Raw genomic sequence first — 17,917 nt, forward strand, 5'->3', positions numbered from 1 at the left:
ATGATATTTTCCGCCGTTTCATTAACTGCTAGGTTATGAGAACATGTCCGAAAGCCGCATAAGGTTCCGTCACCTGCAGGCATTCCTTGAGGTAGCGCGGCAAGGCAGCGTGGCGAGGGCGGCCGACTTTCTCCATGTCAGCCCACCGGCCGTGACCAAGACGCTGCGCGAACTGGAGGAGGCGCTTGGCATCGCTGTCGTCGAACGCGACGGCCGCGGCATCAGGGTGACGCGGCTTGGCGAAATCTTTCTCGGCCATGCCGGCACGGCGATCACGGCACTGAAGCGCGGCGTCGATTCCGTCCGCCAGGACGGCGCCATCAACCGGCATCCGATCCGCATCGGGGCGCTCCCGACAGTGTCGGCCAAGGTGATGCCACGCGCCATAAGCCTGTTCCTGAGTGAAAATACCGGTGCTGCGATCAAGATCGTCACCGGCGAGAACGCGGTCCTGCTCGAACAGTTGCGCGTCGGTGCGCTCGATCTCGTCGTCGGCCGGCTTGCGGCGCCGGAAAACATGACCGGCTTCTTCTTCGAGCATCTCTATTCCGAACCGGTGCTGTTCGTGGTGAGGGCCGGCCATCCGCTGCTGCAGCCGGGCCAGGACATCTTCGCCCGGCTCGATGAATTCCCGGTGCTGATGCCGACGCGGGAATCGGTCATCCGCCCGTTCGTCGACCGCCTGTTCATCACCAACGGCACGACGGCGCCTGCGACCGAGATCGAGACCGTCTCGGATTCCTTCGGCCGTGCCTTCCTGCGCCAAAGCAATGCGGTCTGGATCATATCGACAGGCGTCGTCGCCAACGAACTCTCCAGCGGCGCCTTCGTCGCCTTGCCCGTCAACACCGAGGAAACCAAAGGGCCGGTCGGCCTGACGATGCGGACCGACACTGCGCCTTCGCCGGCCTTCACCATCCTGCTGCAGACCATTCGCGAGGCGGCCAGCCAGAACGCCTGAGCACCTTTCGCCAATCTGGCGCAGAGCGGGCCTTCAGCCGTATTTCCATAACCTGTTGGTTAACGAAACACCGCAAAATATCATTTTACCAAACCAAACACCTAGGGCACTGTGACGATGGGAGGATCGAAATCGTGCCGTTATCGCCGCCGGACGGCGGCAAGCGGTTTTGGGGACTACCACAAGTGCAAAGCAAAATACGCGATACGGATCGCGCCGGGGAGGAATCGTTATGCCAAACAAGGCCCTGCCGCTGGTCATCAGCGCGCCGGAACCACGCACGCTCGACCTGATCTTCACCTCACCGCAGCTGGCGCGCCTCAAAGCGCATTACCGCGTCGTCGAGACGACGGCCGAGGGCGTGGCGAACTTGCCCGCCGACGTGCTTGCCGAAGCCCGCTATATTATCGGCCAGCCGCCGATCTCGCCCGAGACCTTGGACCGGATGCAGGCGCTGCGTTGCGTCTTCAATGTCGAGACCAACCTCATCAACAACATGCCCTATGAGACGCTGTTTGCGCGCGGCATCCATGTCGTCACCACCGGCCTCGTCTTCGCCGAGCCGGTGGCCGAGCTTGGCCTCGCCATGGCGCTCAACCTCGCCCGCAACATCGTCGATGCTGACCTCGCCTTCCGCAAAGGCGAGGAGCTGTGGGGCGGTGACGGCAATTTGACGGCGCGGCTTCTGTCCGGCGCCGATGTCGGCATCATCGGCTTCGGCGATCTCGGCCGTGCGCTCAACCGACTGCTGTCGGGTTTTCGCACCCGCACCAAGGTCTTCGACCCTTGGCTGCCGCCGTCGATCCTGATCGACAATGGCGTCGAGCCGGCCTCGCTGGCCGAGGTGCTGACATCAAGCGATTTCGTCTTCGTCGTCGCTTCGGTGACCTCGGAGAACCAGGGTTTCCTCGGCGCTGAGGCCTTTGCAAGTATGCGCAAGGGCGCCGCCTTCATCCTGCTCAGCCGCGCCGGCGTCGTCGACTTCCCTGCCCTGATGGCGGCGGTGAAAAGCGGCCACATCGTCGCCGCCAGCGATGTCTTCCCTGAAGAACCGCTGGCGCAGGACCATCCGGTCCGTGCGATCCCCGGCTTCCTGCGCTCCGCCCACCGCGCCGGTGCGCTTGACATCGCCTTCAAGCGCATGGGCGACATGGTTCTGGAAGACATGGACCTGATCGACCGTGGCCTGCCGCCGCTGCGCTCCAAGCGCGCCGAGCGCGAGACCGTGTCAAGGATGCGTTCGAAGCCGGCGGACAGGAACTAGTTATCGCGATAAATCCGTCTGAAATGGATTTCGGAGTTGGCCAAGCCGCGTTGTCATCGTCGCTCAGGATGACCGCAAGCGCGGGAACCTTTGCACGGCGATACCCCGCCAGGCCTGGCCGGCGGGGTATTGATTTGCGGATGACGTAAAAATCTGCGTGCTATCCGGCAGCAACGCCGGCTGCCGAGCGATTGGCCAGCACCAGCCCGACCTCGCCGACAACCTGATCGACGCGCTTCAGGATGGGTTCGGCCCGCAGCACGCCGTCGGAAAAGTCCTTGTCCGTGGCATAGACCCCTGTCGGCAGCGTCAGCGCCTCGAAGAAGCCGAACAGCGGCCGCAACTGGTGCTCGACGATCAACGCGTGGCGATCGTTACCGCCGGTGGCAAGCAGCACCACCGGCTTACCGCGCAAGGAAGCGGGATCGAAGAGGTCGAAGAAGTGCTTGAACAGGCCGGTGTAGCTGCCCTTGTAGGTCGGCGACCCCACCACCAGCACATCGGCATTGACGACGCTGTCGAAGATTGCCCGCGCCTGACCGTCGAGATCGCGCGCCCATTTGGCAGCGCCAAGTGAGGGGCCGAGGTCTTCGACGTCGTAGGTACTCGCCGACAATCCATGCTGGCGCGCAATGTCCCTCACGACCTGGTCGACGAAGCCGCGCGTCTTGGACGGCCGGGTGAAATTGCCGGAAAACCCGACGACGGTTGGATTGGGCATATTCTGGCACCTCTTGCGCGGCGGGCAGGCCCGCCTCATACCGCATGTTTACAGGCTTGCGCCTGCCGCAAGAAGCAAGGATAGGCGCTCCAGCGCCATTGCCGGGGAATTTTTTTCCGTTTGGCCGATGCGCTCACTCAGGCCGCGAGAAACAGAACCGTCTGCAAGAGCAGAGCGATATTGGCGGCGGCCGGGCCTCGCGGTAGGACTTTGCCAGCACTATGTCTGATCATATCCCGACGCGGTTCGCCGCCGCTTTGCCCAGGAGATGCTTCGTGCCCAAAGGTTCTGACCTGCTTGTTGCCGCCCTCGAGAATGAGGGCGTCGATCGCATCTTCGGCATTCCCGGCGAAGAAAACTTGGACGTCGTCGAATCCATCCGCAAATCCTCGATCCAGCTCATCCTCACCCGTCATGAGCAGGCGGCGGCGTTCATGGCCGCCACCCATGGCAGGCTCACCGGCAAGCCGGGCGTCTGCATCACCACGCTCGGGCCCGGCGCCCTGAACCTGACGACGGGTGCCGCCTATGCGCTGCTCGGCGCCATGCCGATGATCATGATCACCGGGCAGAAGGGCATCCGGTCGTCGCGCCAGGCCCGCTTCCAGATCGTCGACATCGTCGCCGCGATGAAGCCGCTGACCAAGCTGTCACGCCAGATCATCTCGGCGAAGACCATTCCCGCCGTGGTGCGGGAAGCGTTTCGGATTGCCGAAGAGGAGCGTCCGGGACCGGTGCATCTGGAACTGCCCGAAGACATCGCGGCCGAGGAGTGCGACGATGTCGCGCTGATCCCGCCGCATCCGGTCGAGCTTCCGCTGGCCAGCCCGCTTGCGCTCGACCGCGCCGCCGAGATGATGATCAAGGCGCAGCGTCCTCTGGCGATGCTGGGCGCCGCCGCATCGCGGCCGCGCTCGACGTCCGACCTCGCCCAGTTCGTGATCAGGACCGGCATTCCCTATTTCACCACGCAGATGGGCAAGGGCACGGTGCCCGGCGGCACCGAACTCTACATGGGCACCGCCGCGCTCTCCGAGCGCGACTATGTGCATGAGGCCATCGAACAGGCCGACCTCATCATCACTATCGGCCACGACACGATCGAGAAGCCGCCCTTCATTATGGGCGACAAGGGACCGAAGGTGATCCATGTCGGTTACCAGCCGGCCAATGTCGAGCAGGTCTATTTCCCGCAGACCGAAGTGGTCGGCGACATCGGCGCTTCGCTCAGGCTGCTTGCCGACCGCCTCGAGGGCAAGATCCCCAACGCGCAGGCGCTACTGCCGCTGCGCGAAGGGATTTTGAGCCGCATTGCCGCCCGCGCCACCGAAGACCGTTTCACGCCGCAGCGTCTGGTGCATGACGTGCGCGCGGTGATGCCGGCCGATGGCATCCTGGCGCTCGACAACGGCATGTACAAGATCTGGTTCGCGCGCAACTACCGCACGCGCGTCGCCAACACGCTGCTGCTCGACAACGCCCTGGCCACGATGGGCGCCGGCCTGCCCTCGGCGATGACGGCCGCGATGCTCTATCCCGGCCGCCGCGTCATGGCGATCTGCGGCGATGGCGGCTTCATGATGAACAGCCAGGAACTGGAAACCGCCGTCAGGCTGAAGCTCAAATTGGTCGTGCTGATCATCGAGGACAATGCTTTCGGCATGATCCGCTGGAAGCAGGCGGTCGACCAGTTCCCCGATTTCGGCATGACCTTCGGCAATCCCGATTTCGTCAGATATGCCGAGGCCTATGGCGCCAAGGGAACCAGGGTCGGCGCCGTCTCAGAAATACAATCGACGCTTGAACAGGCTTTTGCCGGCGGTGGCGTCCATCTCGTCGTCGTTCCGATCGACTATTCGGAGAACGAGCGCGTGCTGGTCGAGGAACTGCGCCACCGGTTGCCGGCGCCACCGGAGGCCTGACGGTGGAGTAGATACCGCCGCAGCAGCGCTCAGGCGGCCCGGACCTTGGCGCTCACACGCGCCCAGGTCGGCAGCCAGTCGCCATGTGTCGCCAGCAACTCATCGACCAGCGCCCAGATCTGGTCGAGATCGAGTTCGGCGGCCGTATGCGGATCCATCATCGCCGCGTGGTAGATGTGCTCGCGGTTTTCGGTCATCAGCGCCTGCACCGTCAGTTCCTGCACATTGATGTTGGTGCGTATCAACGCGGTGAGTTGCGGCGGCAGCTCGCCAATATAGGTCGGCTGGATGCCGGAGCCGTCGACCAGGCACGGCACCTCGGCGGCGCAATTGTCCGGCAGCGAGGTGATGCAGCCATTGTTGCGGACATTGCCGTAGATCACCGAAGGCTCCCCGGTCCACACCGAGTTCATGATCGAGGACGCGTATTCCTTCGATTGCTCGACCTCGATGCGGTCGGCCGAGCGATAGGCCTCGGCCTGGCCCTTCCAGCGCTCGATCTGTTCGATGCAGCGCTTGGGATATTCGTCGAGCGGAATGCCGAACTTCTCGATCAGGTCGGGGCGGCCTTCCTTGATGAAATAGGGCGTGTATTCGGCGAAATGCTCGGAGCTTTCGGTGACGAAATAGCCGAGACGCGTCAGCATCTCGTAGCGCACCTTGTTGGGGCACCGCGGGTTCCAGCCCGGCTTCGGCGCCCTGCCCTCGCGATAGGCGCGGACCAGGTCCGGATAGAGGTTGCGGTAAGAGCCATCCGGCTGCCGGTGCTCGAACTTCAGGTAGAAGGCCATGTGGTTGATGCCGGCCGAGCGGTAGCGTATCTCGTCGTAGGGAATGTCGAGATCGTGCGCCAGTTCCATCGCCGTGCCCTGCACCGAATGGCAGAGGCCGACCTGTTTGATGTCAGGAAATTTCTCTGAAATCGCCCAGGTGTTGATCGCCATCGGGTTGACGTATTGCAGCATGATCGCGTCGGGGCAGACGGCCAGCATGTCCTCGCAGATCTTCCACAGATGCGGCACGGTCCGGAGGCCGCGCATGATGCCGCCGACGCCGAGCGTGTCGGCAATGGTCTGGCGCAGGCCGTATTTCTTCGGCACCTCGAAATCGGTGACGGTGCAGGGCTCAAAGCCGCCGATCTGGAAGGCGACGACGACGAAGTCGGCACCGGCGAGCGCCTTGCGTTGGTCGGAATAGGTCTCGGCCTTCGCCTTCACGCCCAGCGTCGCGATCAGCTTGTTGACGACGATGGCGCTCTCTTCCAGCCGCTGCGGATTGATGTCCATCAGCGCGATCGTCGCGCCTGACAGCGATGGCCGCTGCAGCACGTCGCCGACAATGTTCTTCATGAACACGGTCGAACCCGCGCCAATGAAGGTGATCCTGGGATGTCTTGCCACTATTAAACCTCCGGCACTTTGCTACGCCACGTCGAAGGCGGCCCTGACGAGCCGTTCGGTGTAGGCGGTCTTGGGATGGGTGAGGACCTCGTCGACGGGTCCCTGTTCGACGATCTTGCCGTTCTGCATGACGATGACGCGATGGCAGAGCGCGCGCACCACCTTGAGGTCGTGCGAAATGAAGACATAGCTAAGGCCGCGTTCGTCCTGCAGCTTGCGCAACAAGTCGATGATCTGCGCCTGCACCGAAAGGTCGAGCGCCGATGTCGGTTCGTCGAGCAGGATGAATTCGGGCTCCAGCGCGATGGCTCGGGCAATGGCGATGCGCTGCCGCTGGCCGCCGGAAAATTCGTGCGGGAACCGCGACAGGATATCGCCGGGCATGCCGGCGCTGACCAGGGCGTCGCGAACCCGACCGACCCGCTCGCGCCGTGTCGCGCCGATCCTGTTGACGACCAGCCCTTCCTCGATGATCTGGCCGATCGTCATACGCGGGTTAAGCGACGAGAACGGATCCTGAAAAACGACCTGCATGCGCGAGCGCAGCGGCCGCATCCCGGCGCGAGACAGGCCGTGGATCGGCTGGCCGTCGAAGCTGACCTCGCCGCGCTTGGCCTCGGTGAGCTTGAGCAAGGCGAGACCGAAGGTGGTCTTGCCGGAGCCGGATTCGCCGACCAGCCCCAGTGTCTCGTGGCGGCAAAGCTTCAGGCCGAGATCGTCGACGGCGACGAGCTCGCGCCAGTCCGGCTTCAGGAAGCTGCCATGGCGCAGCATGAAGCAGACGCGCATATTGCGGGCCTCGAGGATGGTGCCGCTGTTTTCCGGCAGCGGCTGCGGCTTGCCGTGCGGCTCTGAAGCGAGCAGCCGCTTGGTATAGGCATGCTGCGGGTCGGCGAACAGCCGCTCGGTAACGTTGTGCTCGCACATCTCGCCATGCTGCATGACATAGACATAGTCCGAGAATTTCCGCACCACGGTGAGGTCGTGGGTGATCAGGATGACCGCCATCCTGAGTTCTTTTTGCAGATTGCGGATCAAATTGAGGATCTGCGCCTGCACCGTGACGTCGAGCGCCGTCGTCGGCTCGTCGGCAATCAGCACATCGGGGTCGTTGGCGAGCGCCATGGCGATCATAACGCGCTGGCGCTGCCCGCCCGACATCTGGTGCGGATACTGCTTGATGCGTGCTTCCGGCTCGGGGATCTGGACATGCCGCAAAAGCTCGAGCGCCCGCGCCCAGGCTTGCTTGCGGCTGACCTTTCGATGCACCCTGATCGCCTCGACGATCTGACTGCCGACCGTATAGATCGGGTTGAGCGAGCTCATCGGCTCCTGGAAAATCATCGAAATGCGATTGCCGCGCAATTTGCGCCGAGCGCTCTCGGGGAATTTCAGTATGTCCTGCCCGCAATAGTCGATGGTGGAGTTCGGCGACACGGTGGCCCGCTTTGACAAGAGCCCCATGACGGCGCGCGCCGTCACCGACTTGCCGGAACCGGACTCGCCGACGATGGCGATCGTCTCCCCGCGATAGAGCTGGAACGAGACATCCTTCACCGCGTCGACGACGCCGTGCTCGACCTTGAAGGCGACCTCGATGTTGCGGGCATCGATGATGGGTTGGTCGTGGCGGCCGGCATGGTCGAGCCGGACGGCTGGTGCGAAGGTGGCTGCGAGCGCTACGGTCATCCCGGCCACCTCAATAGGGATCGACGGCATCGCGCAGGCCGTCGCCCAGCGCGTTGAAGGCAAAGACGGTGATCAGCACGAAGCCGACCGGCGACAGGATCCACGGATAAGTGCCGATGACCGAATAGGTAGCCGTGTCCTGCAGCATCAGCCCCCATGAGATCAGCGGCGGTTTCACGGCGAAGCCGAGGAAGCCGAGAAAGGCTTCGAGCAGTACCACCGTCGGGATCGCGATCGTCACGGCGACGATGACGTGGCTCATCACATTGGGGAAAATGTGCTGCATGATGATACGCATGTCGGTGGCGCCAACCGCCATGGCAGCGCGCACATAGTCGATCCGCGCCAGCGCCAGCGTCTTGCCGCGCACCTCGCGCGACATCTGCGCCCAGCCCAGCGCCGACATGACGATGATGACGAAGGCGAGGAAGACGTTGGTCGGCGCGGTCACCGGGATCAGCGTCGTCAGCGCAAGATAGAGCGGCAATTGCGGGAAGGCGAGCACCAGCTCGACAAAGCGCTGCATCCAGACGTCGAAGCGGCCGCCGAAATAGCCCGAGACCATGCCGACCGTGGTGCCGATGACGGTGATGATGAACACCACCGTCAGCGCGATCATCAGCGAGACGCGCGAGCCCTGGATGGCGCGCGACAACACATCGCGGCCGAATTTGTCGGTGCCGAGAAAATGCACCGGCTGGCCGTCGGCCGAAGCGAAGAAATGCCGGTTGGCGGGGATCAGGCCAAGCAGCCGGTAGTCGGCGCCCTTGACGAAGAAGCCGAGCAGGCGCGGATGCTCGTAATCCGGCCCGACGACCGGCTGGAAGGTGACCGGGTCGAGGTCTGCAGAATCCGCCAGCGCATAGACCCGCGGCTGGAGCACGAAATTCCCGTCTCTGTCGTGAAAACTCATCACTTGCGGCGGGGCGAAAGCGACATCGGTCACCTTGGGGTCCATCGGCGCGAAGAAATCGGCGAACAGCGCCATCAGCACCAGAAGCACGACCAGGATCAGCCCGGCCATGCCGGTCCAGGAGCGCCTCAGCCGGCGCCAGACCAGCGCCATATAGCTCTCATTGCCGCGTGGGGTCGCAATCGCGGTTGCTTCAGCCGGGGGCGGCGGCGGGGATGGGTCGCGCGCCAGCATCTAGCTCTCCCTGAACTGGCGTACGCGCGGATCGAGCAGCGCGAGCAGCATGTCGGCGATGATGTTGCCGACGATCAGCGTTGCCGACAGCACCATCATGAAGGTCGCCGTGACATAAACGTCGCCGACCGCCATCGAGCCGACGATGGCGGGCCCGACCGTCGGCAGCGCAAAGATGATCGCCGTCTCGATCTCGCCGGTCAGCATGTAGGGCAGCACCACGCCCTGATACATGATGAGCGGGTGCAGTGCGTTGGGCACGGCATGGCGCATGACGACGGCGCTGCCGGTCAGGCCCTTGGCCTTGGCCGTCTCGACATATTGCGCGTTCAGCGTATCGAGCAGATTGCCGCGCATGACGCGCATATTGTAGGCGAGCCCGCCGAAGGTGGCGATCGCCACCACCGGCCAGACATGCTTGACGAGGTCGGCGAATTTCGCCCACGACCACGGCGCGCCGCCATATTGCGGCGAGAAGAAGCTGCCGATCTCCGACACGTTGAACTGGAAGACCAGGAGATAGACGATGATCAGCGCCATCAGGAAGCGCGGCACCGTCATGCCGAGGAAGGAGATGGCCGACAGCACCGAGTCGATCCATGTGTATTGCCTGGTCGCCGCCCAGATGCCGAAGGTGATGCCGAGCACCGACGCCAGCAGATGGCAGACCAATGCCAGCAGCAGCGTGCGCGGCAGCCGCTCGCCGACCACTGCGGCGACCGGCTTGTTGTAATAGAGGCTGTAGCCGAAATCGCCGCGGGTGATGATGCCGGCGACCCAGTTCAGGTACTGGACGGGCAGCGGTTTATCGAGGCCGTGCTCGACCCGATAGGCCTGCGCCTGCGCGTCGGCTTCGGCAAAAGACGCCCCGCCCTGGTTGATGAGCTGCGAACGGATATAGTCGGCATAGTCGCCCGGCGGCGCCTGGATGATGGCAAAGGTGACCAGGCTCAGGATGACCATGACCGGCACCGCCGATGCTATGCGCATGGCCAGGAATCGCAGCATCGGACCGTTTCTCCTCCTTGGATCTAATCTGTTGCCGCTGACCTTACTCCGTCCCGGCCGCGCGCGCAGCGCGGCCGGGCGTCAGCCAGGGGAGGAAACTCAGTTCGTCGGACCCTTGTCGCCGGGCTTGCCGGGAAGCTGGTCGGGAAAGAGTTCGTATTTCTGCTGCTTGTCGGCGGCGACGAAGACGCGTTCGCGCACGATCGAATCCTCGGCCCAGTTGAACATGAAGATCGGCGTTCCCTGCGGGATGTTGGAGAAGCGCTTGTTGATGATCAGGGCGCCGGGATATTCGGTCAGTCCGATATTGTAGACATGCTCCGTCGAGATCTTCTGGAACGTCTTCATCAGGCTGGCGCGCTCGTCATTGTCTGACGAGGAGACGAACTTGTTGACGATGTCGACAAGCTCCTTTTCGAACGGCATCAGGTCGACCACGCCGCTTTCGGGCGCGCGGTGATCCCAGCTGGTCTTGGGTCCGACGGGCGCGAGTTGCACGGTATTCTGCACGACGGAAGTCAGCTCCTGCTCGTTGCGCCTGATCAGCCAGTCGAAGCGGCCGGAATATTGCGAGGCATCACGCTGGGTGCCGTTGAGGCCGTTGAGCACGACCCTGATGCCAAGCTTTTCCATCTGGCCGACGACGCCTTCGGCGAGGCTCTTGTCTGTGCCGTAGTCATTGTTGACCAGCATCACGATCTCGACATTCTTGCCGCCGGCGGTCCCGGCCGGGAAGTTCACGAAGCCGTCGCCATCCGTATCCTTGAGACCAGCCTTGGCCAGTTCCGCCTTGGCGCCCTCGATGTCGAAGGGATAGTAGACGGTCGAGTTGCGGTCATAGAAGCTGGTGCCCGAGGAAAAGCCACCGGGGTAGATGGCGGTGAACGGCCCCTTGACCAGCGAGTCGCCGAGCGCCTTGCGGTCGAGCGCCATGGTGATGCCCTTGCGGAAGTCCTCATTGCGATTGAGCTCGCGGATCGCCTGGCCGCGTTCGTCGGGATTGCCCCAGCCATTGGCGGAAAAGTTCATGCGCAGATTGTAGCCGATCAGGCGCGGGCCAAAGGCGAGCCGGGCCGGCGCGTCCTTGTCCGCCGCTCGCTTCAGCGAAGCGACGAAATTCTCCGGCTGCTCGAGGTTGGAGAAGTCGGCGGCCCCTGCCACCGCCTGCACGTCGCGGTCGGCCCAGGTCGACAGCTTGTAGTGCAGTTCGTTGAGATAGGGCAGCTGGTTGCCCTTCTCGTCGACCTTCCAGTAGTAGGGATTGCGGCGCAAGACGATGATGTCGTCGGGCCTATACTCCACCGGCACCCAGGCACCCATCACCGGAATGTTCATATATTCCGGCGGGAACGCGTTCTTGAACTGCTCGTAGGTATTCTTCGAGTACTTCGGATGCTGCGGCTTCAGGATATGCGCCGGGCCGGGGCAGAAGGTGCCGTAGGCCATGGCGTAGAGATACTGTTTGGGGAAAGCGTCCTTGAAGGTCCACTCGACGGTGTAGTCGTCGACCTTCTTCAGCGTCGTGCCGACACCGAAGGTTTCCGCTGTGGCGCCGTTCAACGGCGAGACATTGGGGTCGACGACCTCATCGTCCCAGTAGAACATGACATCGTCGGCATTGAAGGCAACGCCGTCAGACCATTTGGCGCCTTCGACCAGGTGCATGGTCAGCGTGTGGCCATCCTTCGACCAGTCCCAGCTCCTGGCGAGGTTGGGCAGCGGCTCGGTGTCCTTGGCCTCGACCTGGAACAAAGGCGCGGTGCGCGTCAGGCATTCCGAAAGGCCGATGTCGATGCCGCCCCATCCTTGGGTCTGGCCGGCGCCATAATTCCAGCCTTCCGGCCGGCCGCCAATGACGTGGCGCATGGTGTCGCCATAAACGCCGATGCCGTCCGGCATGTTGCCGGTCTTGAACACCAGCGGCTCCTTCGGCAGGCGATCCTTGACCGGCGGCAGCTTGCCAGTCTTGACGTATTTCTCGGTGACCCACTCGGGCTCGTGATATTCGGGCAGCGCCTTGAACTCCAGGATGGAATCGCGGGCGACGTATTTGATTTTGCCCTCGGCGGGAAACGCCGCCGGCGCCGGCGGCGTGGTCGGCTCGGACGCGTATGCACTGCCAAGCGCCAATGCCGAGACGCTCAGCGCCAGCCCGGCGAGAATGCCAATTCTTCGCCCGGCGAGAATGCCAATTCCACGAAAGTTCCTCATTGTGTTCCTCCCAGATGTTTCGACGTCTGCTGCTGCCCGCATCTATTCATGACGGCTGATTGGCGAACCGGCCTCCCGCTGTCCGCCTGCCAGCATTCTCAGCCGGCCTGTTTCAGGGCCGTTTTTTCGGCGCGCAGTTCCTCGATCGAGCGCACTTTGCGCCGCGCCGCACCCGCCCAGTCGCGGGTTTTCACCATCGATTTCGAAAGCCGCTCCTTGGCGGCCGGCACGGCATCGGCGTATTGCGGTAGCCAACGCGCCTGGGCGACGACCATCTCGTCGACCATCTGCCAGACCTCTTCCGGCGTCGACACCGCACCCACCAGCGGATCGTGCAGCACCGCGAGCTTGAGCAGGTCAATGTCGCCCGTAACAGCCGCATGCACCGACATCCGCTGAACGTTGATCGAAGCCATGCAGGTGGCCGCGCAGGCTTCCGGCAGCGTGATGCCTGACGCCATGTTGATGCCGAAGCGATCGACGAAACCGGGCGATTCGATGATCGCGTCCTGCGGCAGATTGGTGATGATGCCGGTGTTCTTGACGTTGAAGTGGCCGCGATAGACGCGGTTCGTCTCCAGCGCTTCGAGAATATGGCTGGCATGCTCGTTCGAGCGCTTCGGTACGTCGAGCGGCTTCGACGCCGCTTCGAGGAATTGCGGATATTCCGTCTCGAACCAGTTGCGGGTTTCCGTGGAGTAGCGAAGATAGCCGCCGGTCTCGCCATGGATCCAATCGGACATGTCGATCCAGCGGGTGATTTCGTCCGGCCGCTTGCGATACCAGGGCAGATATTCGGAGAGATGACCGTTGCTTTCGGTGGAGTAGACGCCGAAGCGCTTCAGCACGTCGATGCGCAGCTTTTCCTGCTGCGAATAGACCGGATGCGCCTCGAAGGCAGCCACCAGTTCGTCCTTGCCGATCTTGCGGCCGTTGAGCCGCAAATCGATGAACCAGGTTTGGTGGTTGATACCGGAGCAGACATAATCGAGTTCGCTGTGCGACTTGGCGCCGAGCACTTCGGCGATCTGTTCGGCGCCGTGCTGGACACCGTGGCAGAGGCCGACCGTATCGACCTTGCCATATTCGATCGCCGCCCAGGTGTTCATCGCCATCGGGTTGGCATAGTTGAGGAATTTGGCGCCTGGCTCGGCGACCTCCAATATATCCTTGCAGAAGTCGAGGATGACCGGGATGTTGCGCTGGCCGTAGAGGATGCCCCCGGCGCAAATCGTGTCACCGACGCACTGGTCGATGCCGTATTTCAAGGGAATGCGGATATCGTCGGCATAGGCTTCGAGCCCGCCCACCCGGACGCAGCTGATGACGTAGCGCGCGCCTTCCAGCGCCTTGCGGCGGTCGGTCGTCGCCGTCACCCTGGTCGGCAGCTTGTTGGCCTCGACGATGCGGTCGAGGATCGCCTTGATCATTTGCAGATTGTGTTCGCTGAGATCGGTCAGCGCGAATTCGATGTCGCTGAATTCCGGGACGCACAAAATATCGGTGAACAGCTTCTTGGTGAAGCCGACGCTGCCGGCGCCGATAATAGCGATTTTGAAACTCATCACCTCACCTCGATGCATTCGAAATGACGGGTAAGGAGCAACAGGAAAGGGAATGGCGGCTCGCCTCGGCGCGCATGCCATTCGAGCCGGAATTCCGGCTCGTTCTCCTCCCCGCCCGCTCCTCGACCGCGGGTCTTTCGCGTTCTCAGGATTTGGATTATGCCGTTATTCCAGGGCGCGGCCAGAGAACGATTATGCTTTCGAGGGTAATTTTGTGCTGCATGATCTGATCGCCAACGGACAGTTGATGCGCACCATCTCGCTGCCGCGCGGCCGCCAGCGCCTGCATGCCATGCCAACCAGCACCGGCTATGAAGTACGCGAGGGCGTGACCTATGACTGGGATGGGCGCAAGCGCGGCCAGACACCGTTCACCGTGCTGCAGCACACGATCAGCGGCACCGGCCAGCTGCGCTACGAGAACCGCAACTACCGCCTGCAGGCCAACGACACGCTGCTGGTGCTGGTGCCACACAACCATCGCTACTGGCTGGAGAAGGGCGACCGCTGGGAATATTTCTGGATCTCGATGAATGGCGAGGAGGCGCTGCGCGTCCACAAATCCATACTCAGCGTCTCCGGCCCGGTGTTTCGGCTGCAGCCGGAGACGATCGATCATCTCGCCGATTGCAGCCTGCGCCTGATCAAGGGTGGCGCTTCGCCTGGCGCTGCTTCGGCAATCGCCTATGAGGCGGCGATGGCGCTTTACGACGATGTCTTCGGCTCGCACGCCTTCACTGAGAAACAGAGCGTCATGCAGCCGGTCATCGATCATATCAACGCCAATCTCGACAAGCCCTTGCCCGTGGCCGAGCTCGTCCAGATCAGCGGCCTCAGCCGCGCCCATTTCTCGCGCTGCTTCGCCGAGAGCGAAGGCGTTCCGCCGGCCGAGTTCGTGCTGCAGCAGCGGCTGCAGCGGGCGGCGAAGCTGCTAACCAAAGCCGATTTCCTGCCAGTCAAGGAGGTCGCCATCCTGTGCGGCTTCGAGGACGCCAACTATTTCTCGAAAGTCTTCCGCCGGCTCTACGGCATCAACCCGACGCAGTTCCGCACCACCGGCATGTATGCCAGCCTGGGCAGCCTTCAGTAGAGCATGATCTCGAAAAGTGGATACCGGTTTCCGGAAGAGATCATGCTCGGAAAACAGGCCGGATGGCCGCCATCACCCGATGCGATTGCCACTTGCGGGATCGAACAGATGCAGGGCCGCCGGATCGGCAGACAGTCTTACCGTGTCGCCCGGCCGGATAGTGCTGCGTCCCATGACGAAGACACAAACCAGCTGATTGGCGAGCCGGACATAGAACTGCGTCGACAGGCCGAGCGGCTCGACCACCTCGACCTCTGCCATGAGCCCTCCGTCGTCGGCGAGCTGGATGTGCTCCGGCCGTAACCCGACGGTGAGCTTGTCACCATCCGTGAGCGGCAATCCATCCGGCAATCTCAGCTTCTGGCTGTCGGCCAGCACCGCATCCACCTTGCCGCCCTTGGCGACTGTCGCCGGAAAGAAATTCATGCCGGGCGAGCCGATGAAGCCGGCCACGAAAGTATTGAGCGGCCGATCGTAGAGTTCCAGGGGATGCCCGACCTGCTGCACATAGCCGTCATGCATGACGACGATGCGGTCGGCCATAGTCATGGCTTCGATCTGGTCGTGGGTGACATAGACCGATGTGGTCTTGAGCTGCTGGTGCAGGGCCTTGATCTCGGCGCGCATATGCACGCGCAATTTGGCGTCGAGATTGCTGAGCGGTTCGTCGAACAGGAACACTTTGGGGTCGCGCACGATGGCGCGGCCCATGGCCACGCGCTGGCGTTGGCCGCCGGACAGTTGCCTGGGCAGACGTCCGAGGAAACTGTCGAGGCCGAGGCGCTTGGCCGCCGCCCCTACCCTGCCGTCGATCGTCGTCTTCTCCGCCTTCTTCAAAAGCAGGCTGAAGCCCATATTCGACGACACGTCCATGTGCGGATAGAGCGCGTAGGACTGGAACACCATGGCAATATCGCGGTCCTTCGGCGCGACATCGTTGACCAGCCGATCGCCGATATGGATCTCGCCGCCCGACACCTCCTCCAGCCCGGCAATCATGCGCAAAAGGGTCGACTTGCCACAGCCGGACGGGCCGACCAGCACGACGAACTCGCCATCGGCGATCTCGAGGTCGACGCCGTGCAGGATGCGCAGCGAACCGTAGTCCTTCTCGACGTTTTGCAGCGTGACGGAAGCCATCGATTATCCTTTGACCGCGCCGGCGGTGAGGCCGGTGACGAGATAGCGTTGCAGGAAGGCGAAGAAGATACAGACCGGGATCAGCGCCAGGATCGACGCCGCCATCATCTGCCCCCAGTCGACGGCGAACTTGCCGATATAGGTGAGCAGGCCGACGGCAAACGTCTTCTGGTCGTCGCTGGAAATGAGCATCAGCGCGAACAGCAATTCGCTCCAGGCGGCGGTGAAGACGAAGCCAAGCGTGGCGCCCATGCCGGGCAAGGTCAGCGGCACGATCACCTTGCGCATCGCCTGCGCCCGCGTGCAGCCGTCGATCATCGCCGCTTCCTCCAGATCCTTCGGAATGCCGTCGAAGAAGGACTGCATCAGGAAGGTGGCGAAGGCGGTGTTGAAGGCCGTGTAGATGATGATCAGACCGACCAGGCTGTTGGTCAGGCCAAGCTCGCCCATGACGCGGTAGATCGGCGGAATGACCATCACCAGCGGAAAGGTTTGCGTGAGCAAAAGCATGATCGCCAGGGTCGCCTTGCCGCGAAAGGTGAAGCGCGACATGGCGTAACCGGCGAGGGTGGCGATGACCGTGACGAGCGCCGCGGTCGACACCGAGACGATGACGCTGTTGAGGAAATAGCGGGGGAAGTCAGAGGCTTCCAGGACAGTGATGAAGTTGCGGAAGGTCGTCTGCGACGGCCACAGCGTGATGCCCTCGGAATAGAGCAGCCGCTCCGGCGTCACCGAAATCTTCAGCGTCCAGAAGATCGGGAACAGGGCGAAGATCATATAGGCGGCAATCGCCGCGTAGAGGCCGACGCCGCTGAAGATGCGCGAGGAGGTAGAGCGTCCGGCAATCATCAGACGTGCCTCACCAGCAACCGGCGGATGGCGATCAGCGCGATCGCATAGGCGATGAGCAGTACCAGTAGCAGCACCGCCACCGCGGAGGCATAGCCCTTGTCCAGCGACTTGAAGGCGCTGACATAGATGTAGACCGGCACCGTGCTGGTCGAGCCGGCCGGCCCGCCCTCGGTCATGACGAAGATCAGATCGGCGAAGGTCGCGATCCAGATCGTACGCAGCATGACGGTGATGACGATGGTCGGCGCTAGGAACGGCAGCGTCACCTTGGTGAAGCGCTGCCAAGGCGAAGCGCCGTCGATTGCGGCCGCCTCGTGCAGTTCCGACGGGATCGACTTCAGCGCCGCCAGCAGCGTGATGGCGAAGAACGGAATGCCGAACCAGATGTTGGCGATGATCGGCCCCCACATGGCGGTCGCCGGATCGGACAGCACATTGGTCGGCTCGGCCTTCAGCCCGAGCGTGAAGAGCCAATGCGGCAGTGGTCCGATGATCGGATTGAACAGCCACGCCCAGGTCAGGCCCGACAGGAAAGATGGCACCGCCCAGGGCAGGAACACCACCGCCTGCACGAACTTGCGCCCGACAAACGGTTTGTCGAGCAGCAACGCCAGACCCAGGCCGAGGAAGAACTGGAAGAACAGGCTGGCGACGGTCCACCACAGCGTGTTGACCAGCGCCTGCCCCAGCACCTGGTCGGTCAGCATCGCCTGATACTGGCCTAGACCGACATATTCGGATTTGAAGGCGGAGAACTTCCGGAACGAATAGCTGATGCCGATGATCAGCGGCACCAGCAGCACCACGACCAGCAGAACGATCGCCGGGCTGAGATAAAGCCAGGGCTCGATTGCTGCATGCGTCAGCCGCTTCTTTCGCGGCCGGCCGGCGGATCGTATTTCGGACACGGCATAAGTCATTAGCGCTCAACAATCATGGGTGGG

Annotated in this window: 14 protein-coding genes; 4 read left to right on the forward strand and 10 right to left on the reverse strand. The window is 62.8% G+C overall.

The features are described from left to right. The first annotated feature begins 43 nt into the window (after positions 1-43). Together pcaQ and NLY44_RS12965 are read left to right on the forward strand one after the other, a co-directional pair. Positions 44-961: a pca operon transcription factor PcaQ gene (pcaQ, locus tag NLY44_RS12960; protein ID WP_023804900.1), complete on the forward strand. Its 918-nt coding sequence runs from the start codon at positions 44-46 to the stop codon at positions 959-961. 232 nt (positions 962-1,193) lie between these two features. Then, positions 1,194-2,225 carry a hydroxyacid dehydrogenase gene (locus NLY44_RS12965; RefSeq protein ID WP_023668143.1) on the forward strand — a complete coding sequence of 344 codons (1,032 nt, stop codon included), beginning with the start codon at positions 1,194-1,196 and terminating at the stop codon, positions 2,223-2,225. Between the two features lie 160 nt (positions 2,226-2,385). Here the strand turns inward: NLY44_RS12965 and msuE are convergent, their stop codons facing one another. Beyond that, positions 2,386-2,946 carry an FMN reductase gene (msuE, locus tag NLY44_RS12970; protein WP_023744532.1) on the reverse strand — a complete coding sequence of 187 codons (561 nt, stop codon included), beginning with the start codon at positions 2,944-2,946 and terminating at the stop codon, positions 2,386-2,388. A 275-nt stretch (positions 2,947-3,221) separates the two neighbouring features. Between msuE and NLY44_RS12975 the strand changes: the two genes are divergently transcribed. After that, the gene (locus tag NLY44_RS12975) at positions 3,222-4,868 is read left to right on the forward strand and encodes an acetolactate synthase large subunit (RefSeq protein WP_023804898.1); all 1,647 of its coding nucleotides are present in this window, start codon (positions 3,222-3,224) and stop codon (positions 4,866-4,868) included. Between the two features lie 29 nt (positions 4,869-4,897). Here the strand turns inward: NLY44_RS12975 and NLY44_RS12980 are convergent, their stop codons facing one another. The 6 genes from NLY44_RS12980 to NLY44_RS13005 form a co-directional block, all read right to left on the reverse strand. Then, entirely contained in the window at positions 4,898-6,268 is a 1,371-nt protein-coding gene (locus tag NLY44_RS12980; RefSeq protein WP_031201500.1) for an alpha-glucosidase/alpha-galactosidase, read from the reverse strand. A 21-nt stretch (positions 6,269-6,289) separates the two neighbouring features. Beyond that, positions 6,290-7,957: an ABC transporter ATP-binding protein gene (locus NLY44_RS12985; protein WP_023804896.1), complete on the reverse strand. Its 1,668-nt coding sequence runs from the start codon at positions 7,955-7,957 to the stop codon at positions 6,290-6,292. Between the two features lie 10 nt (positions 7,958-7,967). After that, complete coding sequence (locus NLY44_RS12990; RefSeq protein WP_023687914.1) at positions 7,968-9,104, reverse strand: ABC transporter permease; 1,137 nt, start codon at positions 9,102-9,104, stop codon at positions 7,968-7,970. Next, the gene (locus tag NLY44_RS12995; RefSeq protein ID WP_023668135.1) at positions 9,105-10,112 is read right to left on the reverse strand and encodes an ABC transporter permease; all 1,008 of its coding nucleotides are present in this window, start codon (positions 10,110-10,112) and stop codon (positions 9,105-9,107) included. It lies immediately after the preceding gene. Between the two features lie 99 nt (positions 10,113-10,211). Continuing rightward, entirely contained in the window at positions 10,212-12,323 is a 2,112-nt protein-coding gene (locus tag NLY44_RS13000; protein ID WP_023725460.1) for an ABC transporter substrate-binding protein, read from the reverse strand. A gap of 98 nt (positions 12,324-12,421) precedes the next feature. Then, entirely contained in the window at positions 12,422-13,888 is a 1,467-nt protein-coding gene (locus NLY44_RS13005; protein WP_023804894.1) for an alpha-glucosidase/alpha-galactosidase, read from the reverse strand. Positions 13,889-14,135: 247 nt separating this feature from the next. On the opposite strand from NLY44_RS13005, the gene NLY44_RS13010 reads away from it, so the two are divergent. Continuing rightward, on the forward strand, positions 14,136-14,978 hold the full coding sequence (locus NLY44_RS13010) for an AraC family transcriptional regulator (RefSeq protein WP_081727386.1): 843 nt from the start codon (positions 14,136-14,138) through the stop codon (positions 14,976-14,978). A 72-nt stretch (positions 14,979-15,050) separates the two neighbouring features. On the opposite strand, the gene NLY44_RS13015 is transcribed toward NLY44_RS13010, so the two are convergent. The 3 genes from NLY44_RS13015 to NLY44_RS13025 are packed head-to-tail and all read right to left on the reverse strand — an operon-like array spanning position 15,051 to position 17,893. Beyond that, a complete protein-coding gene (locus NLY44_RS13015) occupies positions 15,051-16,118 on the reverse strand; it encodes an ABC transporter ATP-binding protein (RefSeq protein ID WP_023736032.1) in 1,068 nt (355 codons plus the stop codon). A gap of 3 nt (positions 16,119-16,121) precedes the next feature. Next, complete coding sequence (locus tag NLY44_RS13020; protein ID WP_023691354.1) at positions 16,122-16,970, reverse strand: carbohydrate ABC transporter permease; 849 nt, start codon at positions 16,968-16,970, stop codon at positions 16,122-16,124. Continuing rightward, complete coding sequence (locus NLY44_RS13025; RefSeq protein ID WP_023685296.1) at positions 16,970-17,893, reverse strand: carbohydrate ABC transporter permease; 924 nt, start codon at positions 17,891-17,893, stop codon at positions 16,970-16,972. Before NLY44_RS13025 ends, NLY44_RS13020 begins: the two co-directional genes overlap by 1 nt. Positions 17,894-17,917: the final 24 nt, after the last annotated feature.

The organism is Mesorhizobium sp. C089B (genome assembly GCF_030323125.1).
Classification (GTDB): domain Bacteria; phylum Pseudomonadota; class Alphaproteobacteria; order Rhizobiales; family Rhizobiaceae; genus Mesorhizobium.